Source organism: Bacillus sp. FSL K6-1366 (assembly GCF_037976695.1).
GTDB classification, from domain to species: Bacteria; Bacillota; Bacilli; order Bacillales; family Bacillaceae; genus Bacillus; species Bacillus subtilis.
In genome coordinates, this window is sequence record NZ_CP150268.1 from 1,158,494 (window position 1) to 1,175,282 (window position 16,789).

The window sequence follows — 16,789 nt, forward strand, 5'->3', positions numbered from 1 at the left end:
ATCTCCCCCTCTTATGAATTAAACCAGTTAACCGCTGCCGGTTTTGTATTGCGGTATACATGTTTGACTTCTGTGTATTCTTCAAGGCCTATCTTTCCAAGCTCGCGTCCGAACCCGGATTGCTTATATCCGCCCCATGGCGCTTGTGCAAAGTACGGATGAAAATCGTTGATCCAAACGGTTCCCATTCTCAAGCGGGCTGCTACCCGTTCGCACTTTTCAATGTCTTTTGACCATACCGCTCCAGCCAAGCCATAGATGGTATCATTCGCAAGCTCGATTACCTCTTCTTCAGAGCTGAAGGTTTCGACTGTCAATACAGGACCGAAAACCTCTTCCTGAACGATTCTCATGTCAGAATTACAGTTTGAGAAAATAGTAGGTTCATAGAAAAAGCCGTTTTGAAGCGCAGGATCTTCCGGGCGTTTGCCTCCTGTCTCCAGCTTCGCGCCTTCCTCTATTCCGATCTCTACATATTTTTCTACCTTTGCCCTGTGCTCAGCCGAAATAAGCGGACCGCTTTCTGTCTCAGCATGAAAACCGTTTCCGAGTTTTATGCGTTTTGCCCGTTTGACCAGCTCCGCCAAAAATTGATCATGAATGGCATCCTCAACAAGCAAGCGGGAACCTGCAGAGCATACTTGGCCGGCGTGGAAAAATACAGCATTTAAGGCCTGATCAACCGCAACTTCTAAATCCGCGTCCTTGAAAACAATATTTGGGTTTTTCCCGCCAAGTTCAAGGGCGATTTTTTTGACGTTTCCGCTTGCCGCCCGCATGATTTTTTTGCCTGTTTCAATTCCGCCCGTAAATGAAATCAAATCGACGTCTTTGTTTACGGCAAGCTCGTCGCCCACTGTGGCTCCCGGTCCAAGAACAAGATTTGCGACACCTTTTGGAACACCGGCTTCTTCCATCAGCTTAAAGACTTTGATTGTCGTCAGCGGCGTAATCTCACTCGGCTTCATGACGATTGTGTTTCCTGCGGCCAGTGCAGGGGCGATTTTCCAGCTCGCTTGAAGGAGCGGATAATTCCATGGAGTGATCTGGCCGCAAACCCCGATTGGCTCCCTAATAATTTTGCTTTCTGAATCAGGAATCGGAGATGAAATGATCTCTCCGCCATCTTTGTCTGCCAAGCCGGCGTAATATTGAAAAACATTGGCGATATCGTCCATATCGGCCTTGCTTTCTTCGAGTGTTTTTCCTGTATCAAGAGATTCAAGCTCAGCCAGCTCCTCAAGATCGCGTCTGATTAATTCCGCAATTTTCAGAACAATTTTCCCGCGTTCAAGCCCGGATAGCGCAGACCATTCTCCTTTGTCAAATGCTCTGCGTGCGGCTGCGATTGCTTTGATGGCGTCCTCTCGCCCTCCCTCGCTTACAGTTGCAATTTCTTCTTGATTAAATGGGTTGATAATACTGCGGATCTGTTCTTTTTCGGCACTGATCCATTCTCCGTCAATGAATAATGTTTGACTCATATAAGCCTCCTTGACGTAAATAAAGTTTGTTAAATAAAAATTTAATGTTTTTAACAACCTTAATCTAACACATGGTTTTTAAACTGTCAAAGTCCCATTTCGATTTTTCTTTTTGACTTTTCCTCATGTTTGGTTAAGATAAAGAACATAAAGAAATAACTTAACGAATTTAATTTTCTAAAGGAAAAGAGGGTCAGTATGGATGAAAATCCAGAATTTGCAGCTATAGAACAGGCTCGGGATCTTGTTATTGACTCCATTGCTGAAACGATGGATCTTTACGGAATTACCCGCAGTGTCGGGATTTTATATGGGACGATGTATATGAGGGATGAGATGACGCTTGACGAAATGCGTGAGGAGCTGCAAATGAGCAAACCAAGCATGAGCACAGGCGTCAAAAAGCTTCAAGACTTAAATGTAGTGAAAAAAACATTTCACCGGGGCATCCGTAAGCATACATTTGTGGCTGAGAAGGATTTCTTTAAATTTTTCACAAATTTCTTTCCGCCTAAATGGGAGCGGGAGGTTCAAGTGAATGTAGCAGCGATCGAGGAAGCTCAAGCTGATTTACAAAAGGTTTTATGCAAGGAAGATCTCGATGAGGATATCAAAAATGAAGCACTGCAGTTATATGATCAGCTGGAAAGCTCTAAAGCTTACTATGACTGGCTGAAACGGCTTGCTGAATCGGTGCAGACCGGAGAAATTTTTAAATTTATACCGATCGAAACAAAGTAAAGCAGAAAACGCCTGGGAAACCAGGCGTTTTTTTGATGTAACTACTACAAATTTGAAAAATACGGGAAAAACACCCCATTTACTTCCAAAATATTTGATGGTAATTTTATGTAGGTAAAATTTGTATTTGGCCTTTCAGAGGAGGTGAAAAGCGGGCAGGCCTGTTTAATTTATCATTTTTTAGGGGGAATTTTGTTATGAAACGCAAATTATTATCTTCTTTGGCAATTAGTGCATTAAGTCTCGGGTTACTCGTTTCTGCACCTACAGCTTCTTTCGCGGCTGAATCTACATCAACTAAAGCTCATACTGAATCTACTATGAGAACACAGTCTACAGCTTCATTGTTCGCAACAATCACTGGCGCCAGCAAAACGGAATGGTCTTTCTCAGATATCGAATTGACTTACCGTCCAAACACGCTTCTCAGCCTTGGCGTTATGGAGTTTACATTGCCAAGCGGATTTACTGCAAACACGAAAGACACATTGAACGGAAATGCCTTGCGTACAACACAGATCCTCAATAACGGGAAAACAGTAAGAGTTCCTTTGGCACTTGATTTGTTAGGAGCTGGCGAATTTAAATTAAAACTGAATAACAAAACACTTCCTGCCGCAGGTACATATACTTTCCGTGCAGAGAATAAATCATTAAGCATCGGAAATAAATTTTACGCAGAAGCCAGCATTGACGTGGCTAAGCGCAGCACTCCTCCGACTCAGCCTTGCGGTTGCAACTAATGTAAAAGACCGGTTAACGCCGGTCTTTTTTGCGTTTTACCCTCCCCTTTTTCTCTAATTCCCGTTATCTTTTTTCTGGTTTAAAATTTAAATTGACAAACACTAGAAACAGGAGTAAATTCTTGAGTGTTCAATTTCATACAGTCTCTTTTACCGCTTAATCAAACACGAACGGGGGAACCAACGATTGGCTGTTTTATTAACAGCCTTGGGGTGAATCTTACTAAGTAAGAGGGGGTACTCTGAATCCCTAATCCGACAGCTAACCTCGTAGGCGTATACAGAGAGGAGGTCTATTATCGGCCATTCTTTGCAATGGTCTTTTTTGCTTCAAAAACGTTAATTCACTAAGGGAGATATGAACATTGGGAAGAATTAAAAATAAGCAATTTGCCGTGATCGGGCTGGGCCGATTTGGCGGCAGCATTTGTAAAGAACTTCATAGAATGGGGCATGAGGTCCTTGCGGTTGATATCAACGAAGAAAAGGTCAATGCATATGCTTCTTACGCCACTCATGCGGTAATTGCCAACGCCACCGAAGAAAACGAATTGCTTTCATTAGGAATACGCAATTTTGAATATGTGATTGTTGCCATCGGAGCAAATATTCAAGCGAGTACGCTGACCACCCTATTATTAAAGGAGCTTGATGTTCCAAATATTTGGGTGAAGGCTCAAAACTATTATCATCACAAGGTGCTTGAAAAAATAGGCGCTGACCGCATTATTCATCCTGAAAAAGATATGGGAGTTAAAATCGCACAAAGCCTTTCAGACGAAAATGTTTTGAATTACATTGATCTATCTGATGAATACAGTATTGTCGAGCTGCTGGCTACGCGCAAGCTTGATTCAAAATCGATTATTGACCTGAATGTAAGAGCAAAGTACGGCTGCACGATCCTGGCCATTAAACATCATGGAGATATCTGTCTTTCCCCCGCGCCTGAAGACATCATTCACGAGCAAGATTGCCTGGTGATCATGGGCCACAAAAAGGATATTAAACGTTTTGAAAACGAAGGGATGTAGACAAAAGTGACACTTCAAAGGGATAAAGTGATCAAATGGGTTCGGTTTACACCGCCTCAAGTGCTTGCCATTGGTTTTTTCCTTACCATTATCATCGGGGCTGTCCTATTAATGCTTCCGATTTCCACTACGAAGCCATTGTCATGGATAGATGCCCTTTTTACTGCGGCTTCCGCTACAACTGTTACAGGGCTTGCTGTTGTCGATACCGGTACTCAATTTACGGTATTCGGGCAAACAGTTATTATGGGGCTGATTCAGATTGGCGGGCTTGGATTTATGACATTTGCGGTCTTGATCGTCATGATATTAGGAAAAAAAATCGGCTTAAAAGAACGAATGCTCGTCCAGGAAGCCTTAAACCAGCCGACAATCGGCGGTGTCATTGGCCTTGTCAAAGTCCTGTTTCTGTTTTCGATCAGTATTGAATTGATAGCAGCACTCATTTTATCCATCCGGCTTGTACCTCAGTACGGCTGGTCATCCGGCTTGTTTGCAAGTTTGTTTCACGCAATTTCTGCTTTTAACAATGCCGGGTTTTCGCTGTGGCCTGATAATTTGATGAGCTACGTTGGCGATCCTACAGTAAACCTCGTGATTACTTTCTTATTTATCACAGGAGGGATCGGATTTACGGTTCTGTTTGATGTGATGAAAAATCGGCGTTTTAAAGCTTTTTCTTTACATACAAAGCTCATGCTTACAGGAACGCTGATGTTGAATGCGATTGCTATGCTTACGGTCTTTATTTTAGAATACAGCAACCCCGGCACGCTCGGCCACCTGCATATAGTGGATAAACTGTGGGCGTCCTATTTTCAGGCAGTGACGCCGAGAACCGCAGGCTTCAATTCTCTAGATTTTGGAAGCATGAGAGAAGGAACAATTGTATTTACTTTATTATTGATGTTTATCGGAGCAGGAAGCGCATCAACGGCGAGCGGCATTAAGCTGACTACGTTCATCGTGATTTTAACATCTGTTATTGCTTACTTGAGAGGTAAAAAAGAAACGGTTATTTTCCGCCGTTCCATCAAATATCCGATTATCATTAAAGCTTTAGCTGTGAGCGTCACCAGTTTGTTCATCGTGTTTTTAGGGATTTTTGCCCTGACGATCACAGAACAAGCGCCATTTCTTCAAATTGTGTTTGAAACCTTTTCCGCATTCGGAACTGTCGGCCTTACGATGGGGCTTACTCCTGAACTGACAACAGCTGGCAAGTGTATCATCATTGTCATCATGTTTATCGGAAGAATTGGCCCTTTAACGTTCGTGTTTTCATTCGCAAAAACAGAGCAATCAAATATCCGTTATCCTGATGGCGAAGTGTTTACAGGGTGATATCAAAAAAATCCGACGTGCAGTCGCCGGATTTTTTATGATTCAATATGAGATTGATTTTGTCTTTTTTCCTGTTCCGCGATGATTTCATTATCCTCCGCGTTATCACGGGTTACTTTTTGTGTAAGAATCGCACCAACTGCTACAAGTATCATAACAGCGATGTAATAACCTTTTTCATTGAGTTCCAGGTTATCAGCATTATAGAGTCCGATACTAAACAAAAATACTCCCGCAAAAAAAGTAAAATAAGCTAATACTGTAAAGGCAACCGTGTTTCTGCGTCTATATTTCTGCACCTTTGTTCCCTCCCGAAAGCATAGTTAAAAAGTGATAACTTCCGTGGAATATTATACCTCAAATTCCCCGTAATGGAACAAAGAATTAAAAATACCAGTAAAAAGGGCTTAGGTTGCCTCCTTTATTTCAACAGCTGAATCATCAATCCAGCCGATAAGTTTATCATTGATTTGGAATTGGTACCATACAGACTGGCCTTTCTGTTTTTTAGACACAACCTTTATGTCTTTGCCGACGTAAGATTGGGCAGAGGTAAGCCTTATGGACCGATCATCAGTAGAAGGCTTGGACCATACGTCTTGAACGGCACTGTCTTTAATAGAGGCGTTTAAATCCACAGATTTGAGGGATGGATTTACCTCATCGTACTCATCTAAATCGTATTTTTCCACAATAGCGCTGATTTTGTCAGCATAGTCAGGATCTGTAGCATATCCTGATGTTTGCAGGGCGGTTGCCGCTTCCTTATAATTCCCTGCCTCAAGCACCGGTTTATACTTCTTTTTATTCCAAGATGTGCCACGGACGAACAATTGGGCGTGATCATCCATAGATTCAAAAAACGTGCTGTATTTTCGAAACTTCGCGCGAATGGTTTTTCTTTTCCCTTTTTCAACTTCGTCCGTTTCCATCGTGACATGATGGCCTTTATAATTCCCTTTTACGCCAAAAAGGTTGTTGGCCTTAGCAGCCAGTTCACTGTTCCCCCAGTCCGATTCGAGAATGGCCTGAGCAATTGTGATGCTGGGGAGAACATGGTATTTTTCATACAAAATTTGGGCATGTCCGGACAGACTGTCTATAAATACTTGCTGTTCATCGATTTCTTCAGTTTCTTTGGATATTTCAATCGGTTTTGATAAAGTTGTCGCTAAAACAAACAGAGCTAGCGGAATCGATACAAGGAAAAATAGTGAAATCAAGAGTTTACGTTTTTTAAGTTTTTTACGGGCCATGAAAACCTTCCTTCGAATTAAAAGATTACGAATGTAAAAGAATCTACCTTTTAGAATTTTACTTGCACTTCTAATATTTTTCAATTCTTTAGGGATAAAGTTGGGAAAAGATTGCAAAATAAAAACCTTTTCGCTCAATGAAAAGGTTTTTACCATGTTTCTATTTTTGTAAATTTCTGAGTGCATTCCGATATTCCGTATCATTTATTACTTTATATGATTTGACAGTTGCCTTCGACAAACCTTCTGCTGAAACGGCCGGTTTTTCCGGAGCTGTTTTCGCTTTATCATGTGGTTTATGTGCCAGCTTGTGCCCCATTCCAGTGGCATTCATACAAAATGACAGGCAGACGAGCAGCACGCTAAGGATAAAAGAAATGAAGAAGAGATCATGATAAGCAGTCATCATAGAATCCTGTACCGAACCGCTTTGTCTGGCAGCATCTTTTTTCGTGAAAAAGCCGATGAGAATAGGAACTCCCATATAGACAAACAATCTTAAAAACTGAACAGCTGTCATTCTCTTGACCAAATCAGGCAGCGGGCCTCCCATGGCAGCTCCCATCAGCCCTGCGGCGACTGTCAGGCCTGTTCCCGCTGCAAGCATGATAAACAGTGCCGCGAACATATAAAGAGATGATCGATCCTGCATATGCAGCCATTGAAAATTCACAAAGACGAGAATGAGTCCGCCGATAATACCGAGCATCCCTGGTCCGACTTTATCATAAAACAGAGCGCTCAAAATGGCCGCGATCGCCACTCCGATTAAAAGAGTCAAGTTTAAAAGAATGAGATGCTCCTGAGAAATATCATACATTTGACGGAGCAAGCCTTGAAAAGCAGACAGGCTGACAGCTACCGTTATCGTCCCTGCAGCTATGATCAATAAGCCAAGCACCGGTTTTGGCAGCAGCATCAGTTTAATAGATATGAATGGGTTTTTCACTTTATATTCCACAATCAATAGACCAATGAGCAAACATAACGTCACCCCGAAACCAATCCATACATAACCCGATGACAGCCCCCATTTTTGCAGAAAAATGAATGAAACCGCTGAGGCTGCGGCAAGGAAAACAGATAAAAGAATTCCCGCACGATCAAGCGGCTGTTCTTGATCCGCCGCTCCGTGATGTTCGTCATGGAGAAAGAAATAGCTCACCGCGACACCGATCAGGGACAAGGTGCCAAAGATGAAAAACAGCCATCTCCAATGCCCGCAGCTTGTTGCAATGGTTCCCAGGATTGTGCCGATGATAACAGAACCATAGAATCCCCCGATCAGCACAAGCAGTGCATAATTCCTGCGTTCAATCGGGAATGACAGTACAAGCATTGGAATCATAATCATCAGCATGACACCTGTTGCCGCTCCCTGTAAAAAGCGTCCTGCCGCCATCCATGCAACATCGCTTGAACATGCGATGAGCAGTGAACCTAGTATAAAGACAGGTAATGAAGCCAGATAGACGGGACGAGCACCGAATTTTTTCCTCAGCAGCGGTCCTGCCGGAACTAATAAGGCAAAGGCCATATTGCCGATCAATATTGGATTTACTGATGTGAAGCCACTTGTTCCAACCGCTTTCTGAACAAGGCCTTGAACTGACGACAATGCCGTGTTAGACATCAATCCCGGCCCGACCGCTAAGACGGCGAGCAAAGAAATCACCCAATAGTGTTTTGTCTTCATGTTGTCATTCCTTCCTATATGAATACATGCGAAACACATCATTTTTTGAAACCAAAAGAAGCTAATAGATTTTGCATACCATTAGCTTTCAGTCTAATATTCTCCCTTTCAGGGGAAATGATATTATTTTATTATAATTATGTGAATGAATGAGCATATAATCAAATATTATTTCAAATCGATTGTGTTTTGTCAATGGAGTAAATTTCAAGCACAACATAAAAAGTCTGAAAGCTTTTCCCCGATATTGTGTTTTGGAGCCAAGGGGCCTAGAACTGCACTTATGGAGCCCTGCTCGTTCCCTCAAGCGAATTAAAGCAGGCCGTTTTAACCCTTTCAATCCACTATTCCAACTAATAAACTCGAATAAGTTGGTGATAAGACAACATTTTGGCCGCACATTTTTTTGTGTTCACTGGGCGTTTGCCGCCTCTAAATTGTATATGGGTAAATACCATGAATTAACCTATGAAATACCAATGTAAGGAAATTTTAAATATTCCGGGAGGCAAAAACGAATGGAACTGTATGAGTGTATCCAAGACATTTTTGGCGGCTTGAAAAATCCATCGGTTAAAGATTTAGCAACGTCTTTAAAACAAATTCCAAACGCAGCAAAATTGAGTCAACCGTATATTAAGGAACCAGACCAGTACGCTTACGGCCGAAATGCCATCTATCGAAATAATGAATTGGAAATTATCGTGATTAACATTCCGCCAAACAAGGAGACAACAGTCCACGATCATGGTCAATCCATTGGTTGTGCAATGGTGTTAGAAGGAAAGCTTCTTAATTCTATTTATCGCTCAGCCGGCGAACACGCAGAACTCTCCAATTCATACTTTGTCCACGAAGGAGAATGCCTTATTTCAACCAAAGGTTTAATTCACAAAATGTCCAATCCCACATCCGAACGAATGGTGTCTCTTCATGTCTACTCCCCTCCTTTGGAAGACATGACGGTCTTTGAGGAACAAAAGGAGGTATTGGAAAATTCATGATTGACAGATAAACTGCTCACTTTGACTTCGCTCAACTGGAGGATTCAGAGAATGAATCTTTTCCTCAAAACAAAAAAACCCTTATAGAATAAGGGTTTAAAGGTATGGAGCCAAGGGGGCTCGAACCCCTGACCTCTACGCTGCCAGCGTAGCGCTCTCCCAGCTGAGCTATGGCCCCGTATGTAATGTCATGTTTATTATAGATGATTTTATTTTGAAAAACAAGCTGTTTCCTCTTGAATTGACAGAAAAAATAAGGCTCGTAAAAGAGCCTTATTTTCGACTTACATCATGATCAAAAGTAAAATCACACCGAGAATAATTCGATAGATTGCAAATGGGACAAGTTTGATTTTGTTAATCAGCCTTAAGAAGAAACGGACGACAAACAGTGCGACAACAAAGGCACAGATAAAGCCGACGATGAAAAATGGCATCAGATCCGAGCTTAAGCTGTCCCAATGCTTCACGAGGCTTAGAAAGCTGGCTCCCATCATGATCGGCATCGCCATAATAAACGTAAAGTCGGCTGCAGCTCGGTGGTTTAATCCGAGAATAACACCGCCGGAAATGGTTGAACCCGAACGCGAGAAACCCGGCCAAAGGGCAAGACATTGGAATAAGCCGACGGCTATCGCCTGTTTATAGGAAATGCGGTCGAGTGTGTCTGTCGCTGTTTTCCGTTTATTGACCCAGTCAGCAAAAAGCATGAGGATTGCCCCGGCAATTAAACCGATGGCCACAGTTTTAACGGAAAATAAATATTCATCAATGTAATCTTCAAACAAAAAGCCGAGAACAGCTGCAGGCACGAGTCCGACGGCAATTTGGGCAATGCTTAATTTATGTCCCTGCTCCTGGTCGCTTGTAATATTTTTTTTCAAGCCCAGTAAATTTAAAATTCGGTCTTTAAACACGATAGCTACTGCTAAAATGGAGCCTAGCTGAATAACCACCTTGAATGAGTTAGCAGCTTCTTCTGACATCAGATTACTTGATTTAAGCCAGATGTCGTCTACTATAATCATATGTCCTGTCGAAGAAACCGGCGCGTACTCTGTTAATCCTTCTACGATTCCTAAAATGGCGGCTACAAACACTTCCCATAGAGTCATGATTTTGATTCTCCCCATTAGACATTTATTTTTTTACATAACGGGAGCTTCCCATAAATGGAAAGCCCGTCTTATATAACTATAAACGAAAATCACACTTTATGCCCCGGCGTATTTTCATTTTTTTCTTCATCGTATAAATGTGACCGCATTTTAAACCAGTCAAATAAATGTGTCGTAATGACTTTGGCAACCGCATAGCCGGGAATCGCAAGAATGATTCCAACAACGCCGAACAGCTTGCCGGCTGTTAACAGCAGAAAAATAATCGTAATCGGATGGATGTGAAGGTTTTTTCCCATAATTTGCGGAGAGATCAGCTTCCCTTCAATCAGCTGAACAATCGTCCAAACAATCACCAGCTTAAGCAGCATGAGCGGCGATGTCACTATGGCAATGATAATCGCAGGCGTAATGGCAATCGTTGGCCCTAAATATGGAACGATGCTTGTGCAAGCCGCAATGACTGCAAGCAATGAAGCATAATCCAGCCCGATAATCAAATAACCGATAAACAGCAAAAACCCGATACAGAAGCTGACAATGATCTGGCCTCTGATATAAGAGCTTAACCGATGATTCATTTCGCTTAAGACTGTGTATGTCTGTTCTTTCAATTGCGTCGGAACAAACTTCAGTATGTAGACCGGCAATTTTTTTCCGTCCTTTAACAAATAGAAAAGGATAAACGGAACCGTAACGATTGAAATGATAATCTCAGTCAGGGCGCCGATAAAATTCCCAACGCCGGTAAAGGTACTGTTCACAATTGTCGCTGCCTGATCTGAAACCTTTGTTGCGAGATCAGATATATTGATGTTCGTCGTTTGCTGGGCCTGATTGACGAAGTTGCTGCCGATCAGCTGTTTCGTCTGATTTTCAACGATATCCACATATCTTGGGATGTTGTCGATTAAACTCATAATTTGTTCTTTTAAGAAGGGAATGATCGACACGATTGTGATCGTGATCAGCCCGATAACCAATAGATATAGCAGCAATATAGAATAGATTCTTCTTATTCTTCTTCTCTCAAGGAAATCGACGACCGGGTTTAACAGATAAAAAACAATGCCTGTCAAAATAATCGGAAGTGATATCGTTTTGAGCAAAACAATAATCGGGGTGAAAATAAATGATGTTTTTGTAAATACTAGAATATTTAAACCAATCAGCAGCAGCACAAGCAAAAATAAAACAAACTTATTGTCCAAGAAGAATCGCTTGAATCTGCCGCTCCATGTTTGCAACGTCTCCACTATCGTTCCTCCGTCATACATAGTTTAATTAAATTGTACACTATCGTCCCTATAATGAAAAATAAAAACCGTTAATTGCTGGAAAAGCTTTCACGGTTTTAACATTCTATTTATATCTATCATGTGATTTTGTTCTTTTTAAGCTATAATTTAGCTATATCATGCAAAAGGAGCGATACGAGTGATACGTTTTGCAATAATAGGAACCAACTGGATTACAGACCGCTTTCTTGAGTCAGCAGCGGATATCGAAGATTTTCAGCTGACTGCTGTTTATTCAAGATCGGCTGAACGCGCTGGCGAGTTTGCTGCTAAACACAACGCTGCGCATGCCTTCTCAGACCTTCAGGAAATGGCGGCGAGCGATTGCTTTGATGCCGTATACATAGCGAGCCCGAACGCTCTTCACAAGGAACAAGCCGTTCTCTTTATGAACCATGGCAAGCATGTGCTTTGTGAGAAGCCGTTTGCTTCGAATACAAAAGAAACAGAAGAGATGATCTCAGCGGCTAAGGCAAACGGCGTTGTTCTCATGGAAGCAATGAAGACCACTTTCCTGCCGAATTTCAAAGAGCTGAAAAAACACCTGCATAAAATCGGCACTGTCCGCAGATTTACCGCAAGCTACTGCCAGTATTCCTCACGGTATGACGCGTTCAGAAGCGGAACTGTTTTGAATGCGTTTCAGCCTGAGCTTTCCAATGGGTCATTAATGGATATTGGCGTCTATTGTATTTATCCGGCTGTTGTGTTGTTTGGCGCGCCGAAGGATGTAAAAGCAAACGGATATGCTTTATCCTCCGGAGTGGACGGAGAAGGAACTGTCATTCTGTCTTACGACGGGTTCGAAGCTGTTCTGATGCATTCCAAAATCTCTACTTCCTATGCCCCGGCTGAAATCCAGGGTGAAGACGGGACGATTGTAATCGATACGATTCACCGGCCTGAACGTGTTGAAATCCGCTACCGGGACGGCCGCCTTGAAAACATCGCGATCCCTGATCCTAAACCAGCGATGTTCTATGAAGCAGAAGAATTTGTCACGCTCATAAAAGAGAATAAGCTGGAATCTGAAGAAAATACATTTGAACGGTCTTTGACCACCGCAAAAATTATGGAAGAAGCAAGAAAGCAAATGGGGATTGTATACCCTGCTGATCAAGCTTAAAAAAATCCGCACGCGCGCAAATGCCGCGGCGGATTTTTTATTAGACAATCGGAGAAGATGCCTTCCTTTTTAAAAGCACCTGTTGTTCATATTCTTTGATGTCATGAAGCCATGCTTCTTTTACCGGAACGCCCATTTGCTCACAGTAGAAATCCCAGATGGCTCCGAAAGGATATGTTTTGAATTCCTCCATCAGGGCCAGCCTTTCTGTATAGCGGCCCTCTTCCTGCAATTGTTTTAAATATCCGTTCGGGAGAAGCAGGGCATACAATAAAGCTTTGATCATATTTCTCGTTCCGATAGTCCAGGCGGCTACACGGTTAATGCTGGCATCGAAAAAATCCAGACCGATGGCGACCTTCTCAAGAGCATGATTTCGTACAATTTCAAGAGCGATTTCTCTCAATTCATCATCCAAAACCACTACATGGTCGCTATCCCAACGAACAGGCCGCGATACGTGCAAGGCAAGCTTGTCTGTGTAAAGCAGCATGGACGAGATTTTGTTCGATACCGTCTCAGTCGGATGGAAATGGCCTGTATCAAGTAAACAAAGCTTATGGTTCGTCAAAGCATAAGCTAAATAAAATTCATGAGATCCGACAACATATGATTCGGAGCCAAGCCCGAACAGCTTGCTCTCGATTGAATCAAGATTGTGTTGTTCACTGATCTCCTCTGCGAAGATCCGATCCAGTGATTCTTTTAGTCTTTTACGCGGTGTCAGCCTATCACTCGGGATATCCTTATAGCCGTCGGGAATCCAAATATTCGTCAAGCAAGGTGTTCCTAATTCTTTCCCGAAGTATTCCCCGATACGGCGGCAAGCGATGCAATGCCTGATCCAAAATTCTCTGATATCCGGATCAGGGTGTGAAAGGGTGAGTCCGTCAGCCGCTTTCTCATGCGAAAACAAGGTTGGATTAAAATCTAAACCGAGACCAAGGTTTTTTGCCCATTTCACCCAGTTTTCAAAATGCTGCGGCTTCAATTCGTCACGTTCTACCGCTTCCCTGTTTGTTTCTGCGTATATCGCATGCAGGTTTACGCGGTGCTTTCCAGGAATGAGAGAAAGAGCCTTCTCCAAATCTCTTCTTAATTCTTCAGGAGTTTGCGCTTTTCCGGGATAATTGCCAGTCACGTCAATTCCGCCTGAAAGCTCGCCCTTATTTACTTCAAAGCCTTCAATGTCGTCACCCTGCCAGCAATGGATCGAAATGGGCACTTGCTCTAATTGCCGAAGCGCCTCTTCAACATCAATTCCCCATTTTTCATATGCCTGTTTTGCACTGTCATAATTGGCTTTTATGGTCATACGGCTCTCTCCCTTTATCAGTTTTTTAATCCAAATAAAAAACTTCCTTTAGATCTATCGAAACAGGACTGAAATCCGAATTTGTTTTCATTAATGGCGCCATCGATTTCCACCATCTTCGGCAAACTTCCGTGTCCGCCATCTTTCTCCATTTCTCTTCATCCTCTATTTCTAAATATGCAAAAAGCCTGCCTGTTTCCTCGTCTAGAAAAATGGAATAATGGTGTGCTCCATGAGCTTTGAGTGCTTCTGCCATCTCAGGCCAAATGTCATCATGCCGCTGTTTGTATTCTTCGTACTTGTCTTGATGGACAAACATGATACTGGCTTTTCTTTTCAAACCTTTTCACCTCTTCATCATTTAGATAGCGCTTTCAAAACAGTTTGCTGAAATGACTGAATGATCGTGCTTCTGTCAATGTCTTTAGGTGTAAACACTTTGATCGGAAAGGAATTTCTGACGACTTGCCGGGCTTCTTTTATGTCTTTGACTTCTTTGGCAGCAATCATTTGCATCAAAAGATTTCCGGTGGCAGTTGCCTCTATCGGCCCTGCATATACCGCTTTTCCACTCATGTCTGCCGTTAATTGATTTAAGAAATCATTCCGGGCTCCGCCGCCGATGATATGAAATTGCTCGATCGGTTTTTCTGTGATTGTTTCGAGCTCTTTGATGGCTATCGCATAGATGATGGCTAAATTGCTGTAGATGCAGCAGGCAAGTTCGCCTGCAGTGCGAGGAGTCTTTTGGCGGGTTTGTCTGCAATAATGTTGTATTTCCTTTATCATGTTTTCTGGATTCAGGAAACGTTTATCATTTAAGTTTATAAATTGCTGGAATGGTTCTGTTTTTTTGGCTTCTTCTGCAAGCTGCTGGAAGGAGTAATCTGCTTGTAACTGCTGTCTGACTTCTTGTATCACCCACATGCCGATAATGTTTTTGAGAAAGCGAATGGTGTTGTTTGCGCCGCGTTCATTTGTATAGTTGTTTTCTAAAGCAAGATCAGTTATTATCGGTGTTTTGTTTTCAACCCCGATTAACGACCATGTTCCGCTGCTGATATACGCCCAGCCATCATTTATTCCTGGCGCTGCAATGACGGCCGAGGCCGTATCATGTGTTGCGACTGTCATCACCTTGCACGCCGGGAGATCATAATCCGGGAACCACTCATTTCTTAGCTTCCCGAGCTCACACCCCGGTTCAGTCAGCGGGGCAAATTGCTGTTCCTGAACGGACACGGCTTCAAGCAATTCAGGATCAAGATTTCCCGTTGAGGCGTTTAAAAGCTGTGTTGTGGACGCATTTGTGATTTCCGTTACAGCTTTTCCGGTTAAACAATAGCCTAAATAATCAGGAATCATCATAATTTTGTCTGTCTTTATCAGCAGCTCACGGTCTTCCTCATACAATTGATAGATCGTGTTGAAAGGCTGAAATTGTATTCCTGTTTTTTGATAAATTGCGGCTTTTGAGAGGGTATGTTCCAGTTTGTCTATTGTGTGATCTGTTCTTCTATCACGGTAGGAGATTGCTTCCCGCAACCGATCGCCTTTTTCGTCCAGTAAGACATAATCAACTGCCCATGTATCAATGCCTACGGTGCAGTGTTCATACCCAAGCGTCTTTACTTTTTGCAGTCCTTGCAGGATTTGTTTTAGCAAATGATCAATATCCCAAAAGCAATGCCCGTCTCTTTGACTGAAACCGTTAGCGAACCTGTGAATCTCTTGTATGTCAAGCTTCCCTTCATTCAGTTCACCTACCATGATTCTCCCGCTTGATGCGCCTATATCAATGGCAGTATAAATCATCCTTTCACCCTCTCTTCGAAAGAGGAACAGCTGTCACCTTCACCTTTGTGTCCTCAAGAGCTTTTACCGATGCCGGATCAAGTCCAGAATCCGTAATAAGGCGGCTGACATCTTGCAGCGAGGCAATATGTGAAAACTCGCGGTTCCCCCATTTGCTTGAATCGGCCATCAAAATGGTCTGGTCCGACCTTTCGATCATCCGTTTTTTGAGCAGCGCCTGCCACTCATTTGAATCACTCATCCCGTTGTGTACGTCAAATCCCTTACATGACAGAAAGGTTTTATTGACATGATAGGTCTCAAGTGAACGCTCTGCTAACGGGCCGGCAAACGATAATGATTTTTCCAGCAAAATGCCGCCTGTTGAAATGACTGATATGTTTTCTTTATTGCTGAGTTCAATAGCTGCTTTCATTGAGTTTGTAATCACGGTGAGCTCAATGTCAGGGAGTATTTTTGCCATGTACCAAGCGGTTGTACTTGCATCGAGAATGATTCGGTCTCCGCTTTTTACATATTTGGCCGCTTCGTGAGCGATGGCTTTTTTTTCGATGACATTCGTGATTTCCCGTTCAGAAAAATGAATTTCTGATTCCTTCTGCTGAATACTGACCGCTCCTCCGTGGCTCCGGCTCAGTTTATGTTCTTTTTCAAGCTTTTCAAGATCACGCCGAATGGTTTCCTCTGTGACTGAAAATATGTCACTTAATTCGGAAACGCGGATGCTTGAACGCTTATTTACTATTTCCACTATTTTTTGCTGCCGTTCTGCTACTAGCATCGGTAACGCCCTTCCTCATATCGTAGTCCGTCTT

General features: G+C 42.7%; 16 protein-coding genes, 1 tRNA gene and 1 riboswitch. Of the genes, 6 read left to right on the forward strand and 11 right to left on the reverse strand.

What is annotated here, in order from left to right; translation table 11 throughout:
• Positions 1-11 precede the first annotated feature (11 nt).
• Positions 12-1,484: a betaine-aldehyde dehydrogenase gene (gene betB / locus MHI44_RS06250; protein WP_046160778.1), complete on the reverse strand. Its 1,473-nt coding sequence runs from the start codon at positions 1,482-1,484 to the stop codon at positions 12-14.
• A 198-nt stretch (positions 1,485-1,682) separates the two neighbouring features.
• Here betB and gbsR point away from each other — a divergent pair, with 198 nt between their 5' ends.
• The 4 genes from gbsR (at position 1,683) to ktrB (ending at position 5,346) form a co-directional block, all read left to right on the forward strand.
• Positions 1,683-2,225, forward strand: a complete 543-nt coding sequence (gene gbsR, locus MHI44_RS06255) for a transcriptional regulator GbsR (protein ID WP_014480661.1) — start codon at positions 1,683-1,685, stop codon at positions 2,223-2,225.
• A 197-nt stretch (positions 2,226-2,422) separates the two neighbouring features.
• Entirely contained in the window at positions 2,423-2,968 is a 546-nt protein-coding gene (bslA, locus tag MHI44_RS06260) for a biofilm surface layer hydrophobin BslA (RefSeq protein ID WP_003243556.1), read from the forward strand.
• Positions 2,969-3,112: 144 nt separating this feature from the next.
• Positions 3,113-3,261: riboswitch (cyclic di-AMP (ydaO/yuaA leader) on the forward strand.
• Positions 3,262-3,333: 72 nt separating this feature from the next.
• Positions 3,334-4,002 (forward strand): potassium uptake protein KtrA, encoded by a 669-nt coding sequence (gene ktrA / locus MHI44_RS06265; protein WP_029318513.1) that lies wholly within the window; start codon positions 3,334-3,336, stop codon positions 4,000-4,002.
• Between the two features lie 6 nt (positions 4,003-4,008).
• Positions 4,009-5,346 (forward strand): Ktr system potassium transporter KtrB, encoded by a 1,338-nt coding sequence (ktrB, locus tag MHI44_RS06270; protein WP_080529717.1) that lies wholly within the window; start codon positions 4,009-4,011, stop codon positions 5,344-5,346.
• A gap of 35 nt (positions 5,347-5,381) precedes the next feature.
• Here the strand turns inward: ktrB and MHI44_RS06275 are convergent, their stop codons facing one another.
• From MHI44_RS06275 to MHI44_RS06285, 3 genes are all read right to left on the reverse strand, one after another.
• On the reverse strand, positions 5,382-5,645 hold the full coding sequence (locus MHI44_RS06275; RefSeq protein WP_003222348.1) for a YiaA/YiaB family protein: 264 nt from the start codon (positions 5,643-5,645) through the stop codon (positions 5,382-5,384).
• A gap of 108 nt (positions 5,646-5,753) precedes the next feature.
• Positions 5,754-6,602 (reverse strand): exo-glucosaminidase LytG, encoded by an 849-nt coding sequence (gene lytG, locus MHI44_RS06280; protein WP_003228938.1) that lies wholly within the window; start codon positions 6,600-6,602, stop codon positions 5,754-5,756.
• 160 nt (positions 6,603-6,762) lie between these two features.
• On the reverse strand, positions 6,763-8,298 hold the full coding sequence (locus tag MHI44_RS06285; RefSeq protein WP_015251364.1) for an MFS transporter: 1,536 nt from the start codon (positions 8,296-8,298) through the stop codon (positions 6,763-6,765).
• 518 nt (positions 8,299-8,816) lie between these two features.
• Between MHI44_RS06285 and cdoA the strand changes: the two genes are divergently transcribed.
• Positions 8,817-9,302 (forward strand): cysteine dioxygenase, encoded by a 486-nt coding sequence (gene cdoA / locus MHI44_RS06290; protein ID WP_015251362.1) that lies wholly within the window; start codon positions 8,817-8,819, stop codon positions 9,300-9,302.
• Between the two features lie 105 nt (positions 9,303-9,407).
• Here the strand turns inward: cdoA and MHI44_RS06295 are convergent.
• From MHI44_RS06295 to MHI44_RS06305, 3 genes are all read right to left on the reverse strand, one after another.
• Positions 9,408-9,480, reverse strand: a tRNA-Ala gene (locus tag MHI44_RS06295).
• A gap of 106 nt (positions 9,481-9,586) precedes the next feature.
• Complete coding sequence (locus MHI44_RS06300) at positions 9,587-10,417, reverse strand: undecaprenyl-diphosphate phosphatase (RefSeq protein ID WP_339203134.1); 831 nt, start codon at positions 10,415-10,417, stop codon at positions 9,587-9,589.
• A 92-nt stretch (positions 10,418-10,509) separates the two neighbouring features.
• A complete protein-coding gene (locus MHI44_RS06305) occupies positions 10,510-11,676 on the reverse strand; it encodes an AI-2E family transporter (protein ID WP_014480665.1) in 1,167 nt (388 codons plus the stop codon).
• Between the two features lie 181 nt (positions 11,677-11,857).
• Here MHI44_RS06305 and iolU point away from each other — a divergent pair, with 181 nt between their 5' ends.
• Complete coding sequence (iolU, locus tag MHI44_RS06310; protein WP_003228926.1) at positions 11,858-12,844, forward strand: scyllo-inositol 2-dehydrogenase; 987 nt, start codon at positions 11,858-11,860, stop codon at positions 12,842-12,844.
• A gap of 40 nt (positions 12,845-12,884) precedes the next feature.
• On the opposite strand, the gene rhaA is transcribed toward iolU, so the two are convergent.
• The 4 genes from rhaA to rhaR are packed head-to-tail and all read right to left on the reverse strand — an operon-like array spanning position 12,885 to position 16,755.
• On the reverse strand, positions 12,885-14,159 hold the full coding sequence (gene rhaA / locus MHI44_RS06315; protein ID WP_339203136.1) for an L-rhamnose isomerase: 1,275 nt from the start codon (positions 14,157-14,159) through the stop codon (positions 12,885-12,887).
• Positions 14,160-14,184: 25 nt separating this feature from the next.
• On the reverse strand, positions 14,185-14,499 hold the full coding sequence (rhaM, locus tag MHI44_RS06320) for an L-rhamnose mutarotase (protein ID WP_014480666.1): 315 nt from the start codon (positions 14,497-14,499) through the stop codon (positions 14,185-14,187).
• A 17-nt stretch (positions 14,500-14,516) separates the two neighbouring features.
• The gene (rhaB, locus tag MHI44_RS06325; RefSeq protein ID WP_003228920.1) at positions 14,517-15,974 is read right to left on the reverse strand and encodes a rhamnulokinase; all 1,458 of its coding nucleotides are present in this window, start codon (positions 15,972-15,974) and stop codon (positions 14,517-14,519) included.
• 4 nt (positions 15,975-15,978) lie between these two features.
• Positions 15,979-16,755, reverse strand: coding sequence for a rhamnose catabolism operon transcriptional regulator RhaR (gene rhaR / locus MHI44_RS06330; protein WP_339203138.1), 777 nt, complete (start codon positions 16,753-16,755; stop codon positions 15,979-15,981).
• Between the last annotated feature and the right edge of the window lie 34 nt (positions 16,756-16,789).

Excerpts from the sequence above, each read along its gene's own strand:
- MHI44_RS06300 (WP_339203134.1), bottom strand. The coding sequence starts at position 10,417 with ATGACTCTATGGGAAGTGTTTGTAGCCGCCATTTTAGGAATCGTAGAA.
- rhaA (WP_339203136.1), bottom strand. The coding sequence starts at position 14,159 with ATGACCATAAAAGCCAATTATGACAGTGCAAAACAGGCATATGAAAAA.
- bslA (WP_003243556.1), top strand. The coding sequence starts at position 2,423 with ATGAAACGCAAATTATTATCTTCTTTGGCAATTAGTGCATTAAGTCTC.
- rhaB (WP_003228920.1), bottom strand. The coding sequence starts at position 15,974 with ATGATTTATACTGCCATTGATATAGGCGCATCAAGCGGGAGAATCATG.
- MHI44_RS06285 (WP_015251364.1), bottom strand. The coding sequence starts at position 8,298 with ATGAAGACAAAACACTATTGGGTGATTTCTTTGCTCGCCGTCTTAGCG.
- cdoA (WP_015251362.1), top strand. The coding sequence starts at position 8,817 with ATGGAACTGTATGAGTGTATCCAAGACATTTTTGGCGGCTTGAAAAAT.
- rhaR (WP_339203138.1), bottom strand. The coding sequence starts at position 16,755 with ATGCTAGTAGCAGAACGGCAGCAAAAAATAGTGGAAATAGTAAATAAG.
- gbsR (WP_014480661.1), top strand. The coding sequence starts at position 1,683 with ATGGATGAAAATCCAGAATTTGCAGCTATAGAACAGGCTCGGGATCTT.
- lytG (WP_003228938.1), bottom strand. The coding sequence starts at position 6,602 with ATGGCCCGTAAAAAACTTAAAAAACGTAAACTCTTGATTTCACTATTT.
- betB (WP_046160778.1), bottom strand. The coding sequence starts at position 1,484 with ATGAGTCAAACATTATTCATTGACGGAGAATGGATCAGTGCCGAAAAA.